The 22260-nt window shown below is 40.1% G+C and carries 21 protein-coding genes and 1 riboswitch; of the genes, 15 read left to right on the top strand and 6 right to left on the bottom strand.

The window, feature by feature from the left end; translation table 11 throughout:
• Positions 1 to 65: 65 nt before the first annotated feature.
• From PCY07_RS05680 to sdaAB, 3 genes are read right to left on the bottom strand one after another with little or no spacing between them, the layout of a single operon-like run.
• A complete protein-coding gene (locus PCY07_RS05680; protein WP_041826509.1) occupies positions 66 to 695 on the bottom strand; it encodes an HAD hydrolase-like protein in 630 nt (209 codons plus the stop codon).
• Between the two features lies 1 nt (position 696).
• Complete coding sequence (gene sdaAA / locus PCY07_RS05675) at positions 697 to 1569, bottom strand: L-serine ammonia-lyase, iron-sulfur-dependent, subunit alpha (protein WP_003002222.1); 873 nt, start codon at positions 1567 to 1569, stop codon at positions 697 to 699.
• A 9-nt stretch (positions 1570 to 1578) separates the two neighbouring features.
• Positions 1579 to 2250 carry an L-serine ammonia-lyase, iron-sulfur-dependent subunit beta gene (sdaAB, locus tag PCY07_RS05670; RefSeq protein WP_023919982.1) on the bottom strand — a complete coding sequence of 224 codons (672 nt, stop codon included), beginning with the start codon at positions 2248 to 2250 and terminating at the stop codon, positions 1579 to 1581.
• A gap of 228 nt (positions 2251 to 2478) precedes the next feature.
• On the opposite strand from sdaAB, the gene PCY07_RS05665 reads away from it, so the two are divergent.
• The 12 genes from PCY07_RS05665 (at position 2479) to rpsD (ending at position 14702) form a co-directional block, all read left to right on the top strand.
• Positions 2479 to 3021 (top strand): LysM peptidoglycan-binding domain-containing protein, encoded by a 543-nt coding sequence (locus PCY07_RS05665; protein WP_013904355.1) that lies wholly within the window; start codon positions 2479 to 2481, stop codon positions 3019 to 3021.
• 204 nt (positions 3022 to 3225) lie between these two features.
• A complete protein-coding gene (gene mnmA, locus PCY07_RS05660) occupies positions 3226 to 4347 on the top strand; it encodes a tRNA 2-thiouridine(34) synthase MnmA (RefSeq protein WP_156671780.1) in 1122 nt (373 codons plus the stop codon).
• A gap of 137 nt (positions 4348 to 4484) precedes the next feature.
• Positions 4485 to 4940: an NUDIX hydrolase gene (locus PCY07_RS05655; RefSeq protein ID WP_156671779.1), complete on the top strand. Its 456-nt coding sequence runs from the start codon at positions 4485 to 4487 to the stop codon at positions 4938 to 4940.
• Positions 4941 to 4948: 8 nt separating this feature from the next.
• Positions 4949 to 6859 carry a tRNA uridine-5-carboxymethylaminomethyl(34) synthesis enzyme MnmG gene (mnmG, locus tag PCY07_RS05650; protein WP_061455868.1) on the top strand — a complete coding sequence of 637 codons (1911 nt, stop codon included), beginning with the start codon at positions 4949 to 4951 and terminating at the stop codon, positions 6857 to 6859.
• A gap of 195 nt (positions 6860 to 7054) precedes the next feature.
• A complete protein-coding gene (locus PCY07_RS05645) occupies positions 7055 to 9034 on the top strand; it encodes a DHH family phosphoesterase (RefSeq protein WP_049489123.1) in 1980 nt (659 codons plus the stop codon).
• Positions 9031 to 9483 carry a 50S ribosomal protein L9 gene (rplI, locus tag PCY07_RS05640; protein ID WP_003002156.1) on the top strand — a complete coding sequence of 151 codons (453 nt, stop codon included), beginning with the start codon at positions 9031 to 9033 and terminating at the stop codon, positions 9481 to 9483. Before PCY07_RS05645 ends, rplI begins: the two co-directional genes overlap by 4 nt.
• Before the next feature lie 24 nt (positions 9484 to 9507).
• Positions 9508 to 10866 carry a replicative DNA helicase gene (dnaB, locus tag PCY07_RS05635; RefSeq protein WP_301355527.1) on the top strand — a complete coding sequence of 453 codons (1359 nt, stop codon included), beginning with the start codon at positions 9508 to 9510 and terminating at the stop codon, positions 10864 to 10866.
• Between the two features lies 1 nt (position 10867).
• Entirely contained in the window at positions 10868 to 11140 is a 273-nt protein-coding gene (locus PCY07_RS05630; protein WP_003009183.1) for a Veg family protein, read from the top strand.
• Between the two features lie 34 nt (positions 11141 to 11174).
• A riboswitch (TPP riboswitch) is annotated at positions 11175 to 11276 on the top strand.
• A gap of 74 nt (positions 11277 to 11350) precedes the next feature.
• Positions 11351 to 12109 carry an ABC transporter permease gene (locus tag PCY07_RS05625; protein ID WP_156671777.1) on the top strand — a complete coding sequence of 253 codons (759 nt, stop codon included), beginning with the start codon at positions 11351 to 11353 and terminating at the stop codon, positions 12107 to 12109.
• A 56-nt stretch (positions 12110 to 12165) separates the two neighbouring features.
• Positions 12166 to 13161: an ABC transporter substrate-binding protein gene (locus PCY07_RS05620; protein ID WP_156671776.1), complete on the top strand. Its 996-nt coding sequence runs from the start codon at positions 12166 to 12168 to the stop codon at positions 13159 to 13161.
• On the top strand, positions 13154 to 13885 hold the full coding sequence (locus PCY07_RS05615; protein WP_156671775.1) for an ABC transporter ATP-binding protein: 732 nt from the start codon (positions 13154 to 13156) through the stop codon (positions 13883 to 13885). The genes PCY07_RS05620 and PCY07_RS05615 overlap by 8 nt, the downstream gene beginning before the upstream one ends.
• Positions 13886 to 14090: 205 nt before the next feature.
• The gene (gene rpsD, locus PCY07_RS05610; protein WP_003002210.1) at positions 14091 to 14702 is read left to right on the top strand and encodes a 30S ribosomal protein S4; all 612 of its coding nucleotides are present in this window, start codon (positions 14091 to 14093) and stop codon (positions 14700 to 14702) included.
• A 201-nt stretch (positions 14703 to 14903) separates the two neighbouring features.
• Here the strand turns inward: rpsD and PCY07_RS05605 are convergent, their stop codons facing one another.
• A complete protein-coding gene (locus tag PCY07_RS05605; RefSeq protein ID WP_003001962.1) occupies positions 14904 to 15437 on the bottom strand; it encodes a TetR/AcrR family transcriptional regulator in 534 nt (177 codons plus the stop codon).
• A gap of 134 nt (positions 15438 to 15571) precedes the next feature.
• Here PCY07_RS05605 and PCY07_RS05600 point away from each other — a divergent pair, with 134 nt between their 5' ends.
• Positions 15572 to 18367, top strand: a complete 2796-nt coding sequence (locus tag PCY07_RS05600; protein WP_156671774.1) for a YhgE/Pip domain-containing protein — start codon at positions 15572 to 15574, stop codon at positions 18365 to 18367.
• Between the two features lie 233 nt (positions 18368 to 18600).
• Here PCY07_RS05600 and PCY07_RS05595 read toward each other — a convergent pair whose 3' ends face one another.
• Positions 18601 to 19266, bottom strand: a complete 666-nt coding sequence (locus PCY07_RS05595) for a DUF4947 domain-containing protein (protein WP_156671773.1) — start codon at positions 19264 to 19266, stop codon at positions 18601 to 18603.
• 89 nt (positions 19267 to 19355) lie between these two features.
• A complete protein-coding gene (locus PCY07_RS05590) occupies positions 19356 to 20585 on the bottom strand; it encodes a carbohydrate-binding domain-containing protein (RefSeq protein ID WP_301355532.1) in 1230 nt (409 codons plus the stop codon).
• Between the two features lie 217 nt (positions 20586 to 20802).
• Between PCY07_RS05590 and PCY07_RS05585 the strand changes: the two genes are divergently transcribed.
• Both PCY07_RS05585 and PCY07_RS05580 read left to right on the top strand, forming a co-directional pair.
• Positions 20803 to 21582 carry a polyphosphate polymerase domain-containing protein gene (locus PCY07_RS05585; RefSeq protein WP_156672493.1) on the top strand — a complete coding sequence of 260 codons (780 nt, stop codon included), beginning with the start codon at positions 20803 to 20805 and terminating at the stop codon, positions 21580 to 21582.
• The gene (locus PCY07_RS05580) at positions 21575 to 22258 is read left to right on the top strand and encodes a DUF4956 domain-containing protein (RefSeq protein ID WP_156672494.1); all 684 of its coding nucleotides are present in this window, start codon (positions 21575 to 21577) and stop codon (positions 22256 to 22258) included. The genes PCY07_RS05585 and PCY07_RS05580 overlap by 8 nt, the downstream gene beginning before the upstream one ends.
• The last annotated feature ends 2 nt before the right edge of the window (positions 22259 to 22260 follow it).

The raw sequence follows: 22260 nt of genomic DNA, 5'->3' as shown, positions 1-22260 counted from the left end.
CTCAACCACTGCGTCTTGCTCGACAATCCAAAAATAATTGAGAGGCTAGGACTTTTGTCCCAGCCTCATTTTTTTAATTCCTCAAGGATATCAAGTGGAGAATGACAAATAAAATCTGGTGAGTAAAGAAGTAGTTCTTCAAGATCTCCAAAACCCCAAGTGACAGCCATGGTTTTTATACCAACTGTTTGACCCCCAATGAGGTCAAATTTTGTGTCTCCAATAATCACTGTTTCCTCTTTTGGAAGGTCATTGATTGACAAGGCGTATCGAATGACATCGGCTTTGTGGGTACGATCAGAACTTGATCCATAAATTCCTTTAAAGTATTTAGAGATACCTAAATCTTGACACATCTGTAAAGCAACTGGTTCATGTTTTGAAGTAGTTATATAAAGGGGAATGCTTTCATCTTGTATTGCTTTCAAAGCTTCAACTATTTGAGGAAATAGAGTTGATTTGTATTGCCCTTTTTCATGATAATACTGGCGATAGATAGTCACTGCTTGATCTACCAAAGCTTCAGGAAGAGTAGCTTCAAAACTAGAAATCAAAGGTGGTCCCATAAAACTACGGATGGTTTTGAGATCGGGTTGAGGAACCTTCAAAGTATCGAATGTATGTTGAAAGCTCTCTGTAATTCCCTTGGAACTGTCAACTAATGTTCCATCTAAGTCAAAAAATAAGGCTTGCATATTATTCCCCAAATATCTCTTTTTGTAATCTACGTCCGGTTGGTGTTGCTGCCAATCCTCCTTCAGCTGTTTCTCTAAAGGCAGTTGGAAGACTAGAACCAACTTGGTACATGGCGTCAATAACTTCATCAACAGGTATTTTTGATTCAATGCCTGCTAAGGCCATATCAGCAGCAATAAAGGCATAGCTGGCTCCCATTGCGTTCCGTTTGACACATGGAACTTCCACGAGTCCTGCCACTGGATCACAAATGAGCCCAAGCATGTTTTTGATGACAAAACAGACTGCCTGACTCGCTTGATAAGGAGTTCCCCCAGCAGCTAGTGTCAATGCTGCCGCACTCATAGCTGAAGCAGAACCAACTTCTGCTTGACAACCACCTTCTGCACCTGAAATAGAAGCATTATTGGCGATGACTAAACCAAAAGCCCCAGCTGTCAGTAAAAAATCTAATTGTTGCTGACGGTTTAACCCTAATTTTTGGGTTGCTGCAGTGAGAACTGCGGGAAGGCAGCCAGCAGATCCTGCAGTGGGTGTTGCACAGACCAGTCCCATTTTAGCATTGTGTTCGTTGACAGCAATAGCATTCTTTGCTGCGGTTAGGACGGTCAAGTCAGATAACGTTTTTCCTGATTTGATATAGCGATCTAATTTTGCGGCATCCCCACCGGTTAACCCACTACGAGAGTGGTTTTCATTTAACCCTAACTTTACAGAATCAATCATCACTTCTAAATTACGGGTCATTAATCGTAGGACTTCTTCTCGTTCACGACCAGTTAGTTCAAATTCAGTTGCAATCATTAACTCTGCAACGTTTCCTTCGTATTGCGTGCTTGCTTGTTCTACGAGGTCTACAATTGAATAAAACATATGAACTCCTTATTTGAAAAAGTTGACATTATGAAGATGAGGAATTTTACGGATATCGTCGATCGCTGCTTCACAACTCCTTGAGTCAACTTCTATAATCATAATCGCTTTTTCTCCAGCTTTTTCCCGCGTCACATTCATTTGTGCAATATTAATATCATAGCGAGAAAGAGCTTCTGTGACATGGGCGATCATCCCAGGGACGTCCTGGTGAACAATGATAATGGTTGGAGTATTCATATTTAGCGAGATGGCAAAGCCATTTAACTCAGTAACCTGTATGTTCCCACCACCAATTGAGATTCCAGTGACAGAAATCGTTTTATGATCATTTTTAACAGTAATGGTTGTTGTGTTTGGGTGAGGAGCATTGCTCTCTTTTTGAATAGACCAAACAATCCGAATGCCTCGTTCATGTGCAATTTTTAGACTATCTGGGATTCTAGGATCATCTGTGTCCATTCCTAAGATGCCTGCTACTAAGGCTAAATCTGTTCCATGACCACGATAGGTTTTAGCGAAGGAATTAAATAATTGGAACTCAACTTCTTTTGGCTCCTCTCCAAAGATAGAAGAAACAATTTTACCAATTCGAACAGCACCTGCAGTATGACTACTGGATGGGCCAATCATCACAGGTCCAATAATATCAAAAACTGATTGGAATTTTAAAGAGTTCATGCTCTGCTCCTTTGTGATCACTTTACTTCATTATATCAGATATGGCTGATGATTTCTTCTATTTTTCCCGAAATATCTGAGAAATCTTAAAGGGGGCTTAAAGCATTTATATTATCCTGGATTTTTAGTATTTCTAACATCTGACTGAAATATTTGACATATAATTTCAATAAATATGAAATATTTCTTGTGTAGTATAGAGGTATACCAATAAAGGAGTACATAATAATGAATAAAAAACAAATGATGAAACGAATTATTGGACTTAGTTTACTTGCAGGACTTTTCCTTCCAATTGTAGCGAATGCAGATTCTTATACTGTAAAATCAGGTGATACTTTATCAGCTATTGCTAAAGAGAAAAACACAACGGTTGATGCGATTGCTAAGAAAAATAAGATTAGTAACGTGAATCTCATCTCAGTTGGACAAGTTCTTGAGATTGAAGATGCAAATACAACGCAGAAAACTACGGAGCAAGCTACTACTAGTAAAACTGATACTACACAAGTAACAACTACTGTCTCTGCTTCAGATGGCTTGAGTGCGGAAGATGCAGCTGCTAAGGAATGGATTGCCCAAAAAGAGTCAAGTGGTAGTTATACAGCACAAAATGGCCAATATTATGGTCGTTACCAATTGACTATCACTTATTTGAATGGTGATTTATCACCTGCAAACCAAGAAAAAGTGGCCAATCAATATGTTGTCAACCGTTATGGATCATGGTCAGCAGCTAAAAATTTCTGGTTAGCAAATGGCTGGTATTAAATTCGTTTGAAAAGAGTTCTTTAATAGGACTCTTTTTAAATTTACAGACTTGTAAACCCATCGATCAAGATCAACAAAAAGAATAGTAAGATGCTTGTTTTCTAATATAAAGCGTGTTAAAATGGTAACTGCTCAAAACGACCTTCAATCGTTGAAGCAAATCACGACCTTCAATCGTGAGAAACGAAAAGATGGGAGAAATCTATGAGTGATAACTCGAAAACACGTGTTGTTGTTGGTATGAGTGGTGGTGTGGATTCATCTGTAACAGCTTTATTATTAAAGCAACAGGGTTACGATGTCATCGGCATCTTCATGAAAAACTGGGACGACACAGACGAAAATGGCGTCTGTACAGCTACAGAAGATTACAAAGATGTAGCAGCGGTTGCAGACCAAATTGGCATTCCTTACTATTCTGTCAACTTTGAAAAAGAATACTGGGATCGTGTCTTTGAATATTTCCTTGCCGAATACCGAGCTGGTCGAACACCAAATCCGGATGTCATGTGTAATAAGGAAATCAAATTTAAGGCCTTTCTAGATTATGCTATGACACTCGGTGCCGATTATGTAGCCACAGGGCACTATGCGCGCGTGTCGCGTGATGAGGATGGCATTGTCCATATGTTACGTGGCGTTGACAACGGGAAGGATCAAACTTATTTCTTAAGCCAACTGTCACAAGAACAACTTCAAAAAACCATGTTCCCATTGGGACATTTGGAAAAGCCTGAGGTTCGCCGTCTAGCTGAAGAAGCTGGATTGGCAACAGCTAAAAAGAAAGACTCAACTGGGATTTGCTTTATTGGAGAAAAGAATTTCAAAGAATTTCTAGGGAACTACCTTCCTGCCCAACCAGGTCAAATGATGACCATCGATGGACGAGATATGGGTGAACATGCAGGTTTGATGTATTACACAATCGGTCAACGGGGTGGACTTGGAATTGGGGGCCAACAAGGTGGAGACAATGCTCCATGGTTTGTAGTTGGTAAAGACCTCAGTCAAAATATTCTTTATGTCGGTCAAGGCTTCTATCATGAAGCATTGATGTCAACAAGTTTACAGGCTAGTCAAGTTCACTTTACAAGAAATATGCCAGAAGAGTTTACATTAGAGTGTACAGCTAAGTTCCGCTATCGTCAGCCTGACTCAAAGGTGACTGTACACGTTAAAGGTGACAAGGCAGAAGTGATTTTCGCCGAACCTCAACGAGCCATTACACCAGGACAAGCTGTTGTCTTTTACGACGGTGAAGAGTGTCTAGGTGGTGGCTTGATTGACAATGCTTATCGGGATGGAAAAGTTTGTCAGTATATTTAAATTGACAAATTTTCTCAATTTGCTACAATAATAAAAGCAATAGAAATGATGGTCAAAGCTCATGGATGTTGTAGGCTTTTTTGTCCTGCACTTCTCAGAGTTTTGACTATTTTTGTGTGATTTCGAAAGGAAGTAAAATGAGGCAAAAGGATTTTCGGACGAAAATAGGTTCTACTGTTTTTGGTGTGAGAGCGACTGCTTTGATTGTAAAAGATAATCGCTTGTTCGTCATAGAAGATGAGGACGGCTGTTATACAATTGGAGGTGCTATTCAAGTCAATGAAACTACAGAAGATGCGGTAGTTCGGGAAGTCAAAGAGGAACTTGGTGTCACATCTACAGCAGGTCCGTTAGCTTTCGTGGTTGAAAATCACTTTGAACAAGCTGGAATCCACTACCATAACATTGAATTTCATTATTTGGTGGACTTGCTAGAAGATGCACCTTTGGTCATGCAGGAAGATACAAAGCAATTACCTTGCCGTTGGATTGCTTTAGATGATTTACACACTGTTGACCTGAAACCAGCCTTTTTAAAATCAGCCCTACCAGAATGGGACGGAAAATTACGACACATCCATCTTGAGAAATAGGAGAAAAAATGACATATAATTTTATTGAAGAATACGATATCATTGTAATCGGTGCGGGGCATGCGGGAGTAGAAGCTTCTCTAGCTGCTAGCCGTATGGGTTGTAAGGTCTTACTTGCGACTATTAACATTGAAATGCTGGCTTTTATGCCTTGTAATCCCTCTATTGGTGGTTCTGCTAAGGGGATTGTCGTGCGTGAAGTCGATGCCCTCGGTGGAGAAATGGCAAAGAACATCGACAAGACCTACATTCAAATGAAAATGCTCAATACTGGTAAAGGTCCTGCAGTTCGTGCACTTCGGGCTCAAGCAGACAAAGAACTTTACTCAAAAGAAATGCGGAAAACGGTTGAAAACCAAGAAAATTTAACTCTTCGCCAAACCATGATTGATGAGATTTTGGTGGAGAATGGTAAGGTTGTTGGTGTAAGGACTGCGACTCACCAAGAGTATGGGGCAAAGGCTGTTATTGTCACTACTGGGACAGCTTTACGCGGGGAAATTATCATTGGAGATCTCAAGTATTCGTCAGGGCCTAATCATAGTCTAGCTTCTATCAATTTAGCCGATAATCTCAAACAGCTAGGATTAGAAATTGGACGTTTCAAAACAGGGACACCACCTCGTGTAAAGGCGTCGTCAATTAACTATGACGAAACGGAAATTCAACCTGGAGATGAAGCTCCAAATCATTTTTCTTATACATCGCGTGATGAAGATTATGTAAAGGATCAGGTTCCATGTTGGTTGACTTATACGAATGGGCATAGCCATGAAATTATCCAGAATAATTTACACCGGGCACCTATGTTTACAGGGGTTGTAAAGGGAGTGGGTCCTCGCTATTGTCCGTCCATTGAGGATAAAATTGTCCGTTTTGCAGACAAAGAGCGTCATCAACTATTCTTAGAACCAGAGGGACGAAATACAGAAGAAGTCTATGTTCAGGGGCTGTCAACGAGTTTACCAGAAGATGTTCAGCGGGATCTCGTTCATTCTATTAAGGGACTTGAGAAGGCAGAAATGATGCGAACGGGTTATGCGATTGAGTATGATATGGTTTTGCCTCATCAATTGCGCGCAACTTTGGAAACCAAGAAAATTTCAGGTCTCTTTACAGCTGGCCAAACCAACGGAACGTCTGGTTATGAAGAGGCCGCTGGTCAAGGGATTATTGCAGGGATCAATGCTGCTCTAAAAATCCAAGGAAAACCAGAACTCATTTTGAAACGTAGTGATGGCTATATTGGGGTTATGATCGATGACTTGGTAACAAAGGGAACGATCGAACCGTATCGTTTGTTAACAAGTCGTGCAGAATACCGTTTGATTTTGCGTCATGATAATGCAGATATGCGCTTGACAGAAATGGGACGAGCAATTGGATTGGTAGATGATGAACGTTGGCAACGTTTCGAAACTAAGAAGTATCAGTTTGAAAATGAGATGAAGCGTTTGGATAGCATTAAGTTAAAGCCTGTAAAGGAAACCAATGAGAAGGTCGCTGCAATGGGCTTTAAACCATTGACAGATGCTGTCACTGCTAAAGAATTCTTGAGACGACCAGAAGTCTCTTACCAAGATGTGGTAGAATTTATCGGTCCTGCAGCTGAAGAACTGGATGATAAAATCATTGAATTGATTGAAACTGAAATTAAATACGAAGGTTATATTTCAAAAGCAATGGACCAAGTCGAAAAAATGAAGCGTATGGAAGAAAAACGAATCCCTGCGAATATTGACTGGGATGATATTGACTCTATTGCAACCGAAGCGCGTCAAAAATTTAAATTAATTAATCCAGAAACGATTGGTCAAGCAAGTCGTATCTCAGGTGTCAATCCAGCGGATATCTCTATTTTAATGGTTTACTTAGAAGGTAAATCTCGGAGCATCTCCAAAAACAAAGCAAACCACTAATAAAATGGGGCTGAGATGATGTTTCAGCCTCAATTTTATGGATTGAAATCTTTTGTTGCTATTTACACATCTGTAAACGATGTTTACAAAGTAGTGAAGCATAGAGAGAGCTTTTTACGGGTCAATCTTCTCTGTAATATAGAGAGAAACCTCGCTTTTTACCTCTATTTATGGTATAATTCCGAGAAGAGGTTTATGATGAAAAAATTTCGTTTATCGTTCATCCATTATGTGTTAATTGGTTTTATTTCATTTGCAATTTTAGCAATTTTTTTAAGAATCTTTGGCAAAGGCTATGTAACTCTCATTGCAATTTTTTTAGTCTTAGCTGGATTGATTGCTTTATTTGAATACCAGTTACAAATTTCAGAGTTAGATGAATTAGAACAAATACAATATGTTAACCATCAGGCAGAAAGCGGATTAGCATCCCTCCTTGATAAAATGCCTGTTGGAGTTATCAAAATTAATGAAGAATCAAATGAAGTAGAGTGGTTCAACCCTTATGCTGAATTGATTTTTTCAACAGATGATGGGGACTTTGATGTTGAATCATTGAAAAAGTTACTCAACACTCTGTTTGAGGATAAAGGTCATTATGTCACTGTAGCCGATAAGAAATATTCCGTTTACTTTGATCAGACATCTAGTGTTGTTTACTTTTTTGATGTTTCCAGTGAGTATGAAGCAACTGTGGGATTGGTGACAACTCGTCCCGTTATCGGTATTATTTCTGTTGATAACTATGATGATCTAGAGGATGTCATTTCAGACTCTGATATTAGCAATATCAATAGTTTTATTGCCAACTTTGTAGAAGAGTTTACAGCTCATTACCATATGTTTTACAGACGCGTGGGGATGGATCGTTTCTATTTGTTTACTGACTACACGGTCTTAGAACAGTTGATGGAATCAAAATTTTCAGTCATCGATCAATTCCGTGAAGAAGCTAAAAATCGTGAGCTACCTATTACCTTAAGTATGGGATTCTCGTACGGTGATGGGGAGCATGATGAAATTGGTAAAGTGGCTCTCTTGAACCTAAACCTTGCGGAAGTTCGTGGTGGGGATCAAGCGGTTGTCAAGGAAATTGATGAACAGAAAAACCCAATTTTCTTTGGTGGGGGAACTGCTTCGGCTGTGAAGCGGACTCGGACTCGTACACGCGCTATGATGACAGCTATTTCGGATAAGATTAAATCCGTTGATCAAGTCTTCATTGTTGGACATAGAAACTTGGATATGGATGCTTTAGGAGCGTCTGTGGGAATGCAGTTTTTCTCAAGCAATATTTTGTCTTCCTCTTATGTGGTCTATGACCCGCATGCAATGGCTAGTGATATTTCAAGAGCGATTGCAAAACTAGAGGATGAGCAGGTTACAAAACTCCTTACTGTAGAGGAAGCTTTGCAAATGGTAACGGATCGCTCCTTGCTGATTATGGTGGACCATGCTAAAACAGCATTGACCCTATCTAAAGAATTCTATAAGGAATTTCAACAGATTATAGTTATTGACCATCACCGTCGTGATGATGATTTTCCTGAAAATGTTCTGATCACTTATATCGAGAGTGGTGCAAGTAGTGCGAGTGAATTGGTTAGTGAACTCATTCAGTTCCAGAAATCGAAGAAAAATCGGTTAACGAAGATTCAAGCAAGTGTCTTGATGGCTGGGATCATGCTGGATACTAAGAACTTCTCTGCACGTGTTACGAGTCGGACCTTTGATGTGGCAAGCTATCTTCGCTCGAGAGGGAGTGATAGTGTAGCCATTCAAGAGATTTCTGCGATTCAGTTTGACGAGTACCGCGAAGTGAACGAGCTGATCTTAACAGGTGAAAAGATTTTGCCACATATCATCTTAGCTTGTGCCAACACGACTAAAGCCTATGATTCAGTAACTATTAGTAAGGCAGCTGATAGTATGTTGGCCATGTCTGAAGTGGAAGCTACCTTTGTCATTGCCTGCAACCAAAGTGGGACCATCTCGATTTCTGCACGAAGTCGAAGCAAAGTCAATGTACAGCGTATCATGGAACAACTTGGTGGAGGAGGTCATTTTAATTCGGCAGCCTCTCAAATTGAGGGTCAAGATTTGATGAGTATTCGTCAACAACTGATTGAGACTATTGAAAACGAAGTAATTATTGAAAAGGAGAATGTAGAATGAAAGTTATTTTCTTAGCGGATGTAAAAGGTAAAGGTAAAAAAGGCGAAATTAAAGAAGTGCCTACTGGTTATGCACAAAACTTTTTGATCAAGAAAAACCTTGCGAAAGAAGCCAATGCCCAAGCAATCGGTGAACTTCGTGGAAAGCAAAAGTCAGAAGAAAAAGCACATGCTGAATTGTTAGCAGAAGCGCAAAAGATTAAAGCGAAATTGGAAGAAGAAGCTACCGTTGTTCAATTTACCGAAAAAATTGGACCAGATGGTCGTACTTTTGGCTCTATTACCAATAAAAAGATTGCAGAAGAGCTTGAGAAACAATTTGGTATTAAAATTGATAAACGTCATATTCAAGTTTCCTCTCCAATTCGTTCAACAGGTTTGATTGATGTTCCTGTTAAAATTTATCAAGATGTTACAGGTGTGATTAATATTCGTGTAAACGAAGGGTAAACACGATCGATAGAAAGGTTTTTTATGGCTGAGATAGAGGAATTAAGAACACAACCTCAGGATATCCAGGCGGAGCAATCAGTGCTGGGGGCCATCTTTATTGATGAGGGGAAATTGGTCTTTGTTCGTGAATATATCGAGCCTGGGGATTTCTTTAAGTATTCACATCGCTTAATTTTTAAGGCCATGATCGATCTAGCTGACCGTGGGGATGCGATTGATGCAACGACTGTTCGAAATATTTTAGATAGTCAAGGAGATCTCCAAAATATTGGTGGTCTCTCCTATTTGGTAGAAGTCATTAATTCAGTACCAACTTCAGCCAATGCAGAGTACTACGCGAAGATTGTAGCCGAAAAAGCTGTTCTACGTCGGTTGATCTCTCGATTGACGGAAAGTATTAATCAAGCCTATGATGGAGCAAGTCCTTCAGATGAAATCATCGCGGGTGCTGAAAAAGCTCTGATTGATGTTAGTGAAAACGCAAATCGTAGTGGGTTTAAAAATATTCGGGAAATCTTGAATATAAACTTTGGTAGCTTAGAAGCCCGCTCGCTTCAAACCTCTGATATCACGGGTATTGCGACAGGCTATCGAGATTTGGACCATATGACGACGGGGCTACATGAGGAAGAGTTGATTATTTTAGCAGCTCGTCCTGCAGTAGGTAAAACAGCCTTTGCTCTAAATATTGCTCAAAATATCGGGACAAAGTTGGATAAGACAGTTGCTATTTTCTCATTAGAAATGGGAGCTGAAAGTTTGGTTGACCGGATGTTAGCAGCTGAAGGCTTGATTGAATCCCATTCGATTCGTACAGGTCAATTGACGGATGAAGAATGGCGGAAATATGCCATTGCTCAAGGAAATTTAGCCAATGCGAGTATTTACATCGATGATACCCCAGGAATTCGGATCACTGAGATTCGTTCGAGAGCAAGAAAATTAGCGCAGGAAACAGGGAATCTCGGTCTTATTCTGATTGACTACCTGCAGCTGATTACAGGGACTGGAAGAGAAAACCGTCAACAGGAAGTTTCAGAAATTTCTCGTCAGTTAAAGATTTTGGCAAAGGAACTAAAAGTTCCGGTTATTGCTTTGAGTCAGCTGTCACGTGGCGTGGAACAGCGCCAAGATAAACGTCCTGTTCTTTCTGATATTCGTGAATCTGGATCGATTGAGCAGGATGCGGATATTGTTGCTTTCTTGTACCGTGATGATTATTATGATCGAGCTGGTGAAGAGGAAGAAGATGGAATGCCTAATAATACGGTTGAAGTGATTATCGAGAAAAACCGTTCAGGTGCGCGTGGGACAGTCGAATTAATATTCCAAAAGGAATACAATAAATTCTCAAGTATTTCAAAGAGAGAGGATCAATAAGATGAGTGATGCATTTACAGATGTTGCAAAAATGAAAAAAATTAAAGAAGAGATCAAGGCTCATGAAGGACAAGTGGTTGAAATGACGCTTGAAAATGGACGGAAACGTCAAAAAAATAAATTTGGACGCTTGATTGAGGTCTATCCTTCTTTATTTATTATCGAGTATACGAACGACAATAGCTTACCAGGTGAACCAGCTAATACCTACGTGGAGTCTTACACCTATTCAGATATTTTAACAGAGAAGAATTTAATTCGTTATTTGGATTAATTTCTTGCTTTTATCGTCTAATTCAGTTATTATAATAAATACATATGGGAGTCTGTGTACAGTCTGAGAGGAAGTGTAAGCTTCGACCGCACCTGATCTGGGTAATGCCAGCGTAGGAAACAAATGAAATGTATTTTTCGTTATGAGTGACCTTGTGCAATCCGTCTCCTATTTTGGAGGCGTTTTTTATTTGTGAGAAAGGAGGTTACGATGTCTCTTGTAAAAAGATATTCAAAACAGTTGGTAGGCTTGGCAGGTTTTACCAGTCTTCTTGTCTTATGGCAGTTAGCAGGATTTTTAAACTTCCTTCCCAAATTTGTATTGCCGACGCCACTTGAAATTGGGAATGCCTTTGTGCGAGATCGAGCACTCCTGATTCATCATAGTTTGTCTACCCTTCAAGTGGCCTTGATCGGACTGGTTATAGGGGTTCTTTTGGCTGCTGGCTTTGCGATTCTCATGGATAGTTTTCAATGGGTGAATGATCTAGTCTATCCTTTTATGGTTGTTATTCAAACCATTCCGACGATTGCCTTGGCCCCTATCCTGGTTCTTTGGTTTGGTTATGGTATGCTTCCAAAACTGGTTTTGATCATTATTACGGTGGTATTTCCCATCGTAGTCAGTCTGTTAGATGGTTTTCGGCATTGCGATCAAGATATTCTGAGATTGTTTCAGATTATGCAAGCCAATCGCTTTCAGACCTTAGTCCATTATAAAATTCCTGCAGCGCTTCCTTATTTTTTTGCAGGTTTACGTGTGAGCGTTTCCTATGCTTTTATCAGTACAGTCGTTTCAGAATGGTTAGGAGGCTTTGATGGATTGGGGGTCTATATGATCCAATCGAAGAAGTTATTTCAGTATGATACGATGTTTGCGATCATTGTATTGATTTCTGCTATTAGTTTACTCGGTATGTTTCTCGTTGACCAATTAGAAAAAAACATTCTAAAATGGAGAAAGGGTTGACAAACTTGTAAAGCTTGTAAAATAAAATTGACAAAAATGTAAAAGAGGTATGAATGATGAAAAAGTCAATAGGTTTATTTTTCTCAATAATATTGGGATTTGTTGTCTTGAGTGCTTGTCAAAATTCTGTCAAGAAATCGTCAAGTGGTTTGAAAAAGATTGATTTTATTCTAGATTGGACCCCGAATACCAATCATACGGGTCTCTATGTAGCAAAGGAAAAAGGGTATTTTAAAGATGCAGGACTGGATGTAGATATAAAACTTCCGCCGGAAGACAGTAGTTCTGATTTGATTATCAATGGGAAAGCTCCATTTGGTATTTATTTCCAAGATTCTATGGCCAAGAAATTGGATAAAGGTGCGGGTATTACCGCTGTTGCAGCTATCGTCGAACACAATACGTCAGGGATTATTTCAAGAAAAGATGCAGCGATCACAAGTCCAAAAGATTTGGTTAGTAAGAAGTATGGTACCTGGAATGATCCTATTGAGTTGGAAATGATCAAATCGATGATGAAAAAAGAGGGGGCTGATTTTAATCAAGTAAAATTGGTTCCAAATAGTGATTCAAATTCCATTACTCCGATTGAAAATAAGGTCTTTGATGCTGCTTGGATTTATCATGGTTGGGATGGAATTTTGGCTGAGCAAAAGGGAATGAAGACCAATTTCTTCTATATGAAAGATTTTGTTCCTGCATTTGACTACTATTCGCCTGTTATTATTGCTAACAATGACTATTTTAAGTCTCATAAAGAGGAAGCAAAAAAATTCATTCAAGCGGTGAAAAAAGGCTACCAATATGCTATAGAGCATCCAGAAGAAGCTGCGGATATCTTGATCAAACAGGCCCCTGCCTTAGCTAATCAGCGTGATTTTGTTTTAGCTTCCCAAAAATATCTTTCCAGTCAATATGCTTCAGACAAGGATAAATGGGGGCAGTTTGACTCCAAACGTTGGAATGCTTTTTATGCTTGGGCAAAAGAGCAAGGATTGGTTTCAAATGACTTAGAAGACAAAGGTTTCACAAACGAATTGGTAGGTGACTGATATTTTAACCGTAAAAGATGTAAGTTTCTCTTTTGGAGATAAAGCAGTTTTAAATAATGTATCACTAGAAGTGCAAAAAGGAGAAATTGTCTCTATTCTGGGTCCGAGTGGGGTAGGGAAATCAACCTTGTTTAATTTAATTGCTGGGATCCTTCCCTTACAAAAGGGTGCTATAGTAGTAGATAATGCCCCTATCTCCTTTGGAAAAGTCAGCTATATGCTACAAAAGGATCTTTTGTTAGAACATAAGACAGTATTGGGAAATATTATTCTTCCCCTTCAATTAAAAAAGATTCCTAAGGAAGAGGCAACATCTACAGCTCTAAAATTGTTAGATGAATTTAAATTGGGAAGTATCGCCAACCTTTATCCTAATGCGCTGAGTGGGGGGATGCGGCAACGGGTGGCGCTATTAAGGACTTATCTATTGGGTCATTCTGTCTTCCTATTAGATGAAGCTTTTAGTGCCTTAGATGAATTGACAAGGCAGGATCTTTATCACTGGTATCTAGAAAGTAAGGAACGTCTTGGCCTCACCACTCTAGTGATCACTCATAGTATCGAAGAAGCTTTGACATTGAGTGACCGGATCTATATCTTGAATCATAATCCTGGTGAAATTATTGCAGATCTTCCTTTAAAATGGGATCCAGCAACGGATAGGGACTGGAAACAATTGCAATATAAAAAACGAATTATAGAATTATTGTCCGAATTTCATTGAAATTGTTTTGAAGGACTTTACAAAGTTTCTATTCCGTGATAGAATAGAATTTGTGCGAAATGACAGCAGGACAAAATGAAGCTCGTCAACAGGAAGTCAGCTAGAAAAGTAACCTTTGCTGTTTGGGCGAAGGCTTTCTGAACGAATCAGGTTTGTCTAAAACGTTATTTCCTACAAAAATTATTTTTATAGGAGGACATTTTAAATGTCACGTTATACAGGACCATCTTGGAAACAATCTCGCCGTCTTGGCTTGTCACTTACAGGTACAGGTAAAGAATTGGCACGTCGTAACTACGTACCAGGTCAACACGGACCAAACAACCGTTCAAAATTGTCAGAATACGGTTTGCAATTAGCTGAAAAACAAAAACTTCGTTTCTCTTACGGACTTGGTGAAAAACAATTCCGTAACTTGTTCGTACAAGCTACTAAAGTTAAAGAAGGAACTGTCGGTTTCAACTTCATGCTTCTTTTGGAACGTCGTTTGGATAACGTTGTTTACCGTCTTGGACTTGCGACTACTCGTCGTCAAGCTCGTCAATTCGTTAACCACGGTCACATCCTTGTTGACGGAAAACGCGTTGATATCCCTTCATACCGTGTAACTCCAGGTCAAGTGATCTCAGTTCGCGAAAAATCAGCTAAAGTTCCAGCTATCCTTGAAGCTGTTGAAGCTACAGTTGGACGTCCAGCATTCGTATCATTCGATGCTGACAAACTTGAAGGTTCATTGACTCGCCTTCCAGAACGTGATGAAATCAACCCAGAAATCAACGAAGCACTTGTCGTTGAATTCTATAACAAGATGCTTTAATTTTAAGATATACCTTACAGAAAGCCTACAACAGTGGGCTTTTTGTTTTGTCTTAAAGGGTTGATTTTTGGGTTTGCTCCCCTTTTTGCTCACTTACAAGTTTTCTAAACCTGTTTCATTAAATGAGACAGGTTTTTGTCTTCTTAAAACCTAAACCTGCTAATAAAAAAACTCCTGATCTAGATCGATCAGAAGGGACTGTTACCGTAGCATTTTCATTAAAAATTCAGCCATTTGTTGAGGGCTTTCTTTTTTTCCGCGCGAAACCCACATTTGACAGACTCCGAAGAAGGCATTGGTCAGATAGACAGAACTGTAGACTCTTTCAATATCTGTTAATGATTTATGACTATAGCGCTCTTGCAAACTATCAACCAGAAGAATCTGCAATTTATGTCGTAAGAAGGTTTGGATCTCCTTGGTTCCATTCTCTGTCAGAAGAACCGCAAAGAGTGGTTCCTTGGTTAGAAATTCGAACACTTCTGTAATCGCTTGGCGCTTGTCATCTTGGTGTTTATCAAAGATATATTCAAGCTTGTGAAAGAGTGCTTGTTGGTAGCGCTCGATCATGTCATACTTGTCTCGATAGTGGGTATAAAAGCTAGAGCGACTAATGCCGGATTCTTGTGCTAACTCAACCGTTGTGATTTGATCAAATGATTCCTTTTCGAGTAGTCGAACCATCGCCTCCTCAATATTTCTTTTTGTTTTTAATCGTTTATTGCTCTCAGTCATCTGTTAATCCTTTTTGCACAAAATTATACACAGTGTCTAAAAAACAAGATTTCCTACTTGTGAAAATTTCTAGAAACTGTATAATCTATTATATCAGAAATTTAGACAATGTGTATAAAAAGGAGACAAAAAATATGATGAAAGAATGGAAGGCTGTTCTTAAAAAGCCAACATTTATCATTGTCATGATTGGAGTTGCTTTGATTCCAGCTCTTTATAATATTATTTTTCTATCTTCCATGTGGGATCCATATGGCCAGGTTTCGGATCTTCCTGTAGCGGTTGTCAATAAGGATCAATCTGCTACATATAATGGACAAAAAATGGAAATCGGAAAAGACATGGTGTCCAATTTGAAGGACAATGATTCACTTGATTTTCATTTTGTAGATGAGAAAGCTGCGAAAGATGGTCTCAAAAATGGCGATTATTATATGATTGTAACCCTGCCTGAGGATCTTTCAAAAAAAGCTAGCTCCATCTTAACCAATCATCCGGAACAGATGACCATTGATTACCAAACGTCCAGTGGTCATAGTTTTATCGCAGGGAAAATGAGCGACACTGCGATGACAAAAATGAAGCAGTCAGTGGCTGAAAAAGTGACCAATACTTATACAACAGCTTTATTTTCCAAAATGGGATCGCTTAAAACTGGTATGGGGACAGCGGCAGATGGAAGTGCTAAATTAGCAGATGGTGCAAGTAAATTGGAAGATGGTGGTCAAACACTATCTACTAATTTGAATACATTGGCTCGTTCAAGCTTAGCATTTTCAGATGGTGCAACTACTCTTCGTACAGGTCTAGCGGCTTATACAGATGGTGTTGGTCAATTAGGAAATGGTCTCAATCAAATGGCTGGTCAACTTCCAAACTTGGTATCTGGCGTCAATCAATTAAATAATGGGTTTGGTACTTTTAATACAGGCTTGATGGCCTACGCTACCGGAGTGGATCGATTAGGAAATGGTCTCAATCAAATGGCGAGTCAAACCCCTCAGTTGGCTTCAGGAGTTGGTCAATTAACCAGTGGTATGGGGACCCTCAATGATGGTCTTGGGAATTATACCAATGGCGTGCGTCAATTGAATTCAGGCCTATCTAACTTTTCAAATGGTTTAGCAACCTATACAAATGGAGTCGCTACTTTATCAGAAGGAGCGGGTCAATTAAGTAGTCGATCTGCTACCCTTCGAAATGGGGTTTCACAATTAGAATCAGGTATTCAAACATTATCAAGCCAGCTACAAGCTTCTACAAGTCAATCTGCTCAGATTGATCAATTGGCAGCTGGTTTAAACCAATTAAATGCAGCGATTCAAAATGCTACAGTAGATACCAGTCAACTTTCGTCTGGATTGACGAGTATTGCGAATTCAGCTCAATCAATCCTTGCTTCAGCCCAAGCGGATCGTGCAAATGCCCTTGCAAGTGTGCAAGGGACAGCAGCCTATCAAGCAATGACAGCTGACCAACAAGCGGAAATCAATGCGGCGATCTCATCGAGCCCAAGCTCGAGTGAAACGGCGGCTCAAGGAATCTTGACTACGATTCAAACGATCCAAGGTAGTTTGAATACAGGGAATAGCTTGACACAACTGCAAACGGCAGCCAATCAAGTTTTACCGACAGCTTCTTCTACCTTGACAGACTTGTCAAGTGGCTTGTCTAAGATCCAATCCGCAGTTAGTGGACAATTGTTGCCAGCTAGTCAAACCATCAGTCAAGGGATCGGCGCTTATACAGCAGGTGTCGATAAAATCGCTAATGGAGCAACCCAACTTCAGACCAATAGCAGTACTTTAACAAATGGGGCTAGTCAGTTAGCAGCAGGTGTTGGCCAACTAGATAGTAAATCATCAGAATTACTTGCAGGAAGCAATCAATTAGCTTCTGGTCTAGGTGAGTTAAATGGGAAGATGCCTGCCTTGACATCAGGCATGAATCAACTGGCTTCAGGAGCAACCCAATTAACAGGTAAGTCGGGTGAATTGGTTGCCGGCGCTGGAAAATTAGCTGAAGGTGTAGGGCAATTAAACAGCAAGACTCCAGAGTTGGCAGGTGGTGTCAACAAACTTGTCACTGGTGTCAATCAGTTGACAGAAAAATCAGGTCAATTGGTGACTGGTGCTGATAAACTAGCCGACGGTGCAAATCAAATCTCGGATGGGTCCAGCAAATTAGCAGCAGGTGGCCAAACATTGACAAATGGTTTAGGTGAATTAGCAACAGGAAGCCAAACCTTGAGTCAAGGATTAAACGATGCTAAGGGACAATTGAATGTGGCTACAACTGAAAAAGAAAACGCTAAAACCTTAGCAGATCCTGTCACTTTGTCTAAAACAGACCGTGACAATGTCCCGGTGAATGGTGTCGGAATGGCTCCTTATATGATCTCGGTAGCACTCTTTGTTTGTGCCTTGTCAACCAATATGATCTTTGCAAAATTGCCATCCGGTCGTCATCCTGAAAGTCGCTGGGCATGGTTTAAATCTCGCTTTGAGGTCAACGGAACAATTGCGATGATTGCAGGAGTCTTGGTCTATGGTGCCGTTCACTTGATTGGTTTATCAGCTAATCATGAGATGGCTACTCTCTTCCTTTGTGTGATTGGTAGTGTGGCCTTCATGTCTATCGTGACTGCTTTGACAACATGGCAAAGAAAGATCGGTGCTTTCCTTTCCTTGATCCTCTTGCTCTTGCAATTGGCTTCTAGTGCAGGAACTTATCCTCTTGCTTTGACAAATGGCTTTTTCCAAGCCATTCATCCATTCTTGCCAATGAGTTATACCGTTTCTGGTCTTCGTCAAACGATTTCGATGACAGGAGAAATTGGAAATCAAGTGGCCTTCCTTCTGATGACCATTGTCCTTTTTGCAGGACTAGGAATGTGGTTCTATAATCCAAAAAAATATGAAGAGGACTAATCTTCAGAAACTCCCAACAGAATGTGTTGGGAGTTTTTTGTTTCATGTGAAACAAGAGGCTGGGACAAAAGTCCTAGCCTCTCAATTGTTTTTGGATTGTCGAGCAAGACGCAGTGGTTGAGTGGGCTCTACTACGCTGATTTCATCAGCTTTTACAGCCCTACTTAACTGTGCGGAGGTGGGACGACGAAATCGAATTCTAACGAATTACCGATTTCTGTCCCACTCTCTTATTATTTAAAGAAGACAACATCAGGATTTGGTGTAATATAGAGAAGTTGGTCGTTTTCAAAGACCAGTTGGATGGTGTTGTTTTTATAGGTGTAAATGGTATAGTCTACTCCAAATTTAGAAGCTTGTTTGAGATCAACGGCTCCCATTAAAAAGGCGTGAGCTTGTTCTCCTGTGATTTTCCCCTCGTGGTAGAGTCCTTTAATATTTTCTAATTCGGTATTTTCAAAAGATTCGGCAATATAAGTAGGGTCTGTTATTTGTTTCTCTGGATTCCCAAGTATTTTTTGGACAAGGGCAGTGGTATATCCTTCATAATCCGGCGTCTGGGCAAAAATATTATCGCCATTTCTAGAGTAGGCCACTTTTAGGTTCCCTGTCGCATAAATCTTATCTTTTGGAGCTTCTTGAGCATTTTTAGGGAGTCCTTCGGTTGTGACGATGTTAGAAGAGGACTGCGTAGTGGTTGAAGTCGAGCTAGAGGAGTCGCTTGAGCTGTTTGAACTAGTTGAACGACTCGAGCTACTTTTTTTAAAGGTTTTCTTTTTTGAGGTGCTAGTAGTGGGTTCTTTTTTAAAATTGATCTTAAGGTCCGGCACACAGGCTGAGAGAAAAAGAAGAGACAGCAAGAGTGTGAAGAAAAGAGGGAGTGTTTGTTTTTTCATCATGTTCCTTTCGATAAGCTGATTGATTTTCTATTCTATCATAAAAAGGGTAACAAAAAAAGGTCAGGAAGAAATCCTGCCTTTATTTGTTATTATGGATGCCCACTTCCAGGTCTACCGCCTTGAGGTCCACCTCCTCCAGGCATGGAATTGACAATTTCCGTTTGTTTTTCACCATTGATATAGATGTCTCCGCCAGTGTAGGTAGCAGTACCATCAAAGTCGAATCCAGATTGACCCGTTAATTTAATGGTTCCTCCGGTAACAGTGATATTTCCATTCGAATCAATTGGATCGGTATCGCCTTGGCCAACTTCAACGTTGAGGGTTCCACCATTCATAGTGAAGAAAATTTCATCTTGGTTGGCATTAGCATTGGCTGCATTGACACCATCATCGGTTGCATAGATGGTGATATCTCCACCGTTGATGGTGATCGATTTTCCTTCGAGACCTTCGACAGACTCTGTTACCTCATAGGTTCCGCTATCGATGATCAGATCACCAGAAGCATGGATCCCGTCGTCTCCTGCGGTGATGGTCATTTTGTTATCTGAAAGATACATGGTTCCGACCGAAGTATCTTCATCATTATCCACCTTGACTGCATCTTCATTTGCATCGATGATCATGGTCGTACCAGTGATATTGAGTTCGTCATTGACGTTGAAGGCATCTCCTACAGCCGTGATCTTATAGGTTCCACCTGTAATATGGAGAGTGTCATTGGCCTTGATCCCGTTGTTCTTCTTGGCGTCAATGTTGAGCGTACCTGAACCATTGATGGTGAGGTCGCCCTTAGAGAAGATGACCGCATCGGCATCTTCATCAGTGTTGGAGCTTGAATCAGACAAGGTATTGGTCGTGCCATCCACTAGAGTCAGGTAGACATGCCCGGCTTTCGTAGCAGATATTGGCGCGTTGGTGTTGGTCATGGTAACGCCTTTCAAGACGATGTGAACATCATCTGAGTCACCTGCTTCGACCTTGATTTGAACTCCATCGGATTCACCAGAGATGACATAGGTTCCAGCCTTTGAGATGGTCACAGTTGATCCAGATACAGCTACGCCGTCACCTGATACACTTGCAGAAGATCCAGATAGTTTTACAGTAGAGGCTTTGCTTTCATCATAAGAGCTGTCCTTGTCCTTATCTGTAAAATAGTTGGAATTGTTTGTTTTATTTTTTGAAGTAGAAGTAGCGGTTGTTTGTGCAGTATTGCTTTTTGTAGCTGATTGTGATGATGCCTGGGTACAAGCTGTCAGTAAGGTGAGGGTTGCGACCCCCGTTAATAAAAATTTCCATTTGTTTGATTTCATGAGCTTTTCCTCTCGTTCAATTGATATGCTCCTAGTCTAAAGTTGCTAGCTGAAAGTTTCCTAAAGTTTTTCTGAAAGGAACCTTAACTTTAGTTTTCTTTAAGTTTGGCTTAATGACCAGTTAAGAAAGTCCCATTAAACTAGAAAGCATGTAAGTCGTATTCATACTTACTGAAGGTTAGAAACAATAGATCCCCCCCCTTAAAGGAGAAGAAACATGAAAAAAACAATTGAGACAAGTTTCAAACGAATCGAAACAAAATATATCGTCGCAAAAGATGACGTGAAGGACTTGATCCAAGACTTAAAAGAATACGTCGTAGAAGATGATTACCCAACCTCAACCATTTCAAACATTTATTTTGATACGGAAAATTTTGATGTCATTCAAGATGCTCTTGCCAAACAACACCGCCGTGAAAAACTTCGGATGCGGACTTATATAGAAAAACCTCAAGCAGACAGTCTAGTGTTTCTAGAGGTGAAGTCAAAAGATGAAGAAGGAATTGGCCATAAATTCCGTCTAGTTGCCACTTCACAAGCCATTATCAACTTGATGACAGATGGGAAAATAGATCATCAGATACAAGATCCAGATTTAGTGCAAGAGATTCAGAGATTGCGCAAACGTTATGGTCATCGATTGGAACCGCGGATGTTCATTTACTATGATCGTCTGTCTCTCAAAGAAAAGAAATCCATTCAGGGTTATCCTTATCAGAAGATTCGCGTGACAATCGATCAAAACCTAGTCTTTCGAGATCAGGCTGTTAGCCTTTTTGATGGGAAGAAAGGAGAACCTCTACTAGAGGATGACTTCGTGATCATGGAAATTAAGGCTCCTGGCCAAGAACCTAAATGGCTAAAGGATATTTTAGAGAAGTATGGTTTGGTGAAGCAAAAATTTTCAAAATATAGCTGTGCTTACCATAAATCACAAGGTTTGGATTATGCCCCAAGACCAGTGGAAGAAACGGTAGGTGCTGCCTATGTCTAATCTATTTGATTCTATTTTTAACAATGCCACAGCAACGGTGGATCCCTTGCGCTTGCTGCTGGCCCTTTTGGTCAGCCTCTTTCTAGGGATGGCCCTATCTTGGACCTATAAATACCGGACACTTTACACTCGAGAGTTTGTCATTAGTTTGACCTTGCTTCCTTGTATGATGACCTTAGTGATCTTTTTAGTCAATGGAAGTTTGGGAACCTCGATTGCAGTGGCAGGGACCTTTAGTTTGATTCGTTTTCGTTCGGCTGCGAGTGGTTCGAGAGAGCTGATTGCCATTTTCTTAGCCATGATTATAGGACTAGCGGCAGGTTCGGGCTATCTTTTATTGGCCATTTTATCAACTCTCTCTTTACTAGGGGTGTGGCTAGTATTAGAGAACAAACAGAGTAAGGCAGATCATCAACGGCGCCGTCATTTGACCATTACCGTCTTAAAACAAGATTCTGTTGCAGAACAAATCAGCCAGTTGTTAGATAAAAGTTGTTCAGAAATTGACTTTATTTCTTTCACAACGGCCCAAGCTGGAGAACAACTGACCTTGAACTATGAGGTAAATATGAAATCGAACATCGATGATTTTGCCCTTGCCAATCTATTGATTAGCAAGATTGAAAATTGTGATGTCGCTCTGACAAAGAAAGCGAAGAAAAGAAAGAATCTATAACG

The sequence above is a fragment of the Streptococcus sp. SP1 genome (genome assembly GCF_030440005.1).
Lineage (GTDB): Bacteria > Bacillota > Bacilli > Lactobacillales > Streptococcaceae > Streptococcus > Streptococcus parasanguinis.
Note: the sequence above shows the minus strand (reverse complement) of the source record. Positions and strands in the feature narration are given on the sequence as shown.

What these genes read in the sequence shown, in the direction of transcription:
- sdaAA (WP_003002222.1), bottom strand. Translation starts at nt 1,569, where the DNA reads ATGTTTTATTCAATTGTAGACCTCGTAGAACAAGCAAGCACGCAATAC.
- sdaAB (WP_023919982.1), bottom strand. Translation starts at nt 2,250, where the DNA reads ATGAACTCTTTAAAATTCCAATCAGTTTTTGATATTATTGGACCTGTG.
- PCY07_RS05625 (WP_156671777.1), top strand. Translation starts at nt 11,351, where the DNA reads ATGTCTCTTGTAAAAAGATATTCAAAACAGTTGGTAGGCTTGGCAGGT.
- PCY07_RS05585 (WP_156672493.1), top strand. Translation starts at nt 20,803, where the DNA reads ATGAAAAAAACAATTGAGACAAGTTTCAAACGAATCGAAACAAAATAT.
- PCY07_RS05630 (WP_003009183.1), top strand. Translation starts at nt 10,868, where the DNA reads ATGAGTGATGCATTTACAGATGTTGCAAAAATGAAAAAAATTAAAGAA.
- PCY07_RS05580 (WP_156672494.1), top strand. Translation starts at nt 21,575, where the DNA reads ATGTCTAATCTATTTGATTCTATTTTTAACAATGCCACAGCAACGGTG.
- PCY07_RS05620 (WP_156671776.1), top strand. Translation starts at nt 12,166, where the DNA reads ATGAAAAAGTCAATAGGTTTATTTTTCTCAATAATATTGGGATTTGTT.
- PCY07_RS05605 (WP_003001962.1), bottom strand. Translation starts at nt 15,437, where the DNA reads ATGACTGAGAGCAATAAACGATTAAAAACAAAAAGAAATATTGAGGAG.
- rpsD (WP_003002210.1), top strand. Translation starts at nt 14,091, where the DNA reads ATGTCACGTTATACAGGACCATCTTGGAAACAATCTCGCCGTCTTGGC.
- mnmG (WP_061455868.1), top strand. Translation starts at nt 4,949, where the DNA reads ATGACATATAATTTTATTGAAGAATACGATATCATTGTAATCGGTGCG.
- PCY07_RS05600 (WP_156671774.1), top strand. Translation starts at nt 15,572, where the DNA reads ATGATGAAAGAATGGAAGGCTGTTCTTAAAAAGCCAACATTTATCATT.
- PCY07_RS05595 (WP_156671773.1), bottom strand. Translation starts at nt 19,266, where the DNA reads ATGATGAAAAAACAAACACTCCCTCTTTTCTTCACACTCTTGCTGTCT.
- rplI (WP_003002156.1), top strand. Translation starts at nt 9,031, where the DNA reads ATGAAAGTTATTTTCTTAGCGGATGTAAAAGGTAAAGGTAAAAAAGGC.
- PCY07_RS05665 (WP_013904355.1), top strand. Translation starts at nt 2,479, where the DNA reads ATGAATAAAAAACAAATGATGAAACGAATTATTGGACTTAGTTTACTT.
- PCY07_RS05655 (WP_156671779.1), top strand. Translation starts at nt 4,485, where the DNA reads ATGAGGCAAAAGGATTTTCGGACGAAAATAGGTTCTACTGTTTTTGGT.
- PCY07_RS05680 (WP_041826509.1), bottom strand. Translation starts at nt 695, where the DNA reads ATGCAAGCCTTATTTTTTGACTTAGATGGAACATTAGTTGACAGTTCC.
- mnmA (WP_156671780.1), top strand. Translation starts at nt 3,226, where the DNA reads ATGAGTGATAACTCGAAAACACGTGTTGTTGTTGGTATGAGTGGTGGT.
- dnaB (WP_301355527.1), top strand. Translation starts at nt 9,508, where the DNA reads ATGGCTGAGATAGAGGAATTAAGAACACAACCTCAGGATATCCAGGCG.
- PCY07_RS05645 (WP_049489123.1), top strand. Translation starts at nt 7,055, where the DNA reads ATGATGAAAAAATTTCGTTTATCGTTCATCCATTATGTGTTAATTGGT.
- PCY07_RS05590 (WP_301355532.1), bottom strand. Translation starts at nt 20,585, where the DNA reads ATGAAATCAAACAAATGGAAATTTTTATTAACGGGGGTCGCAACCCTC.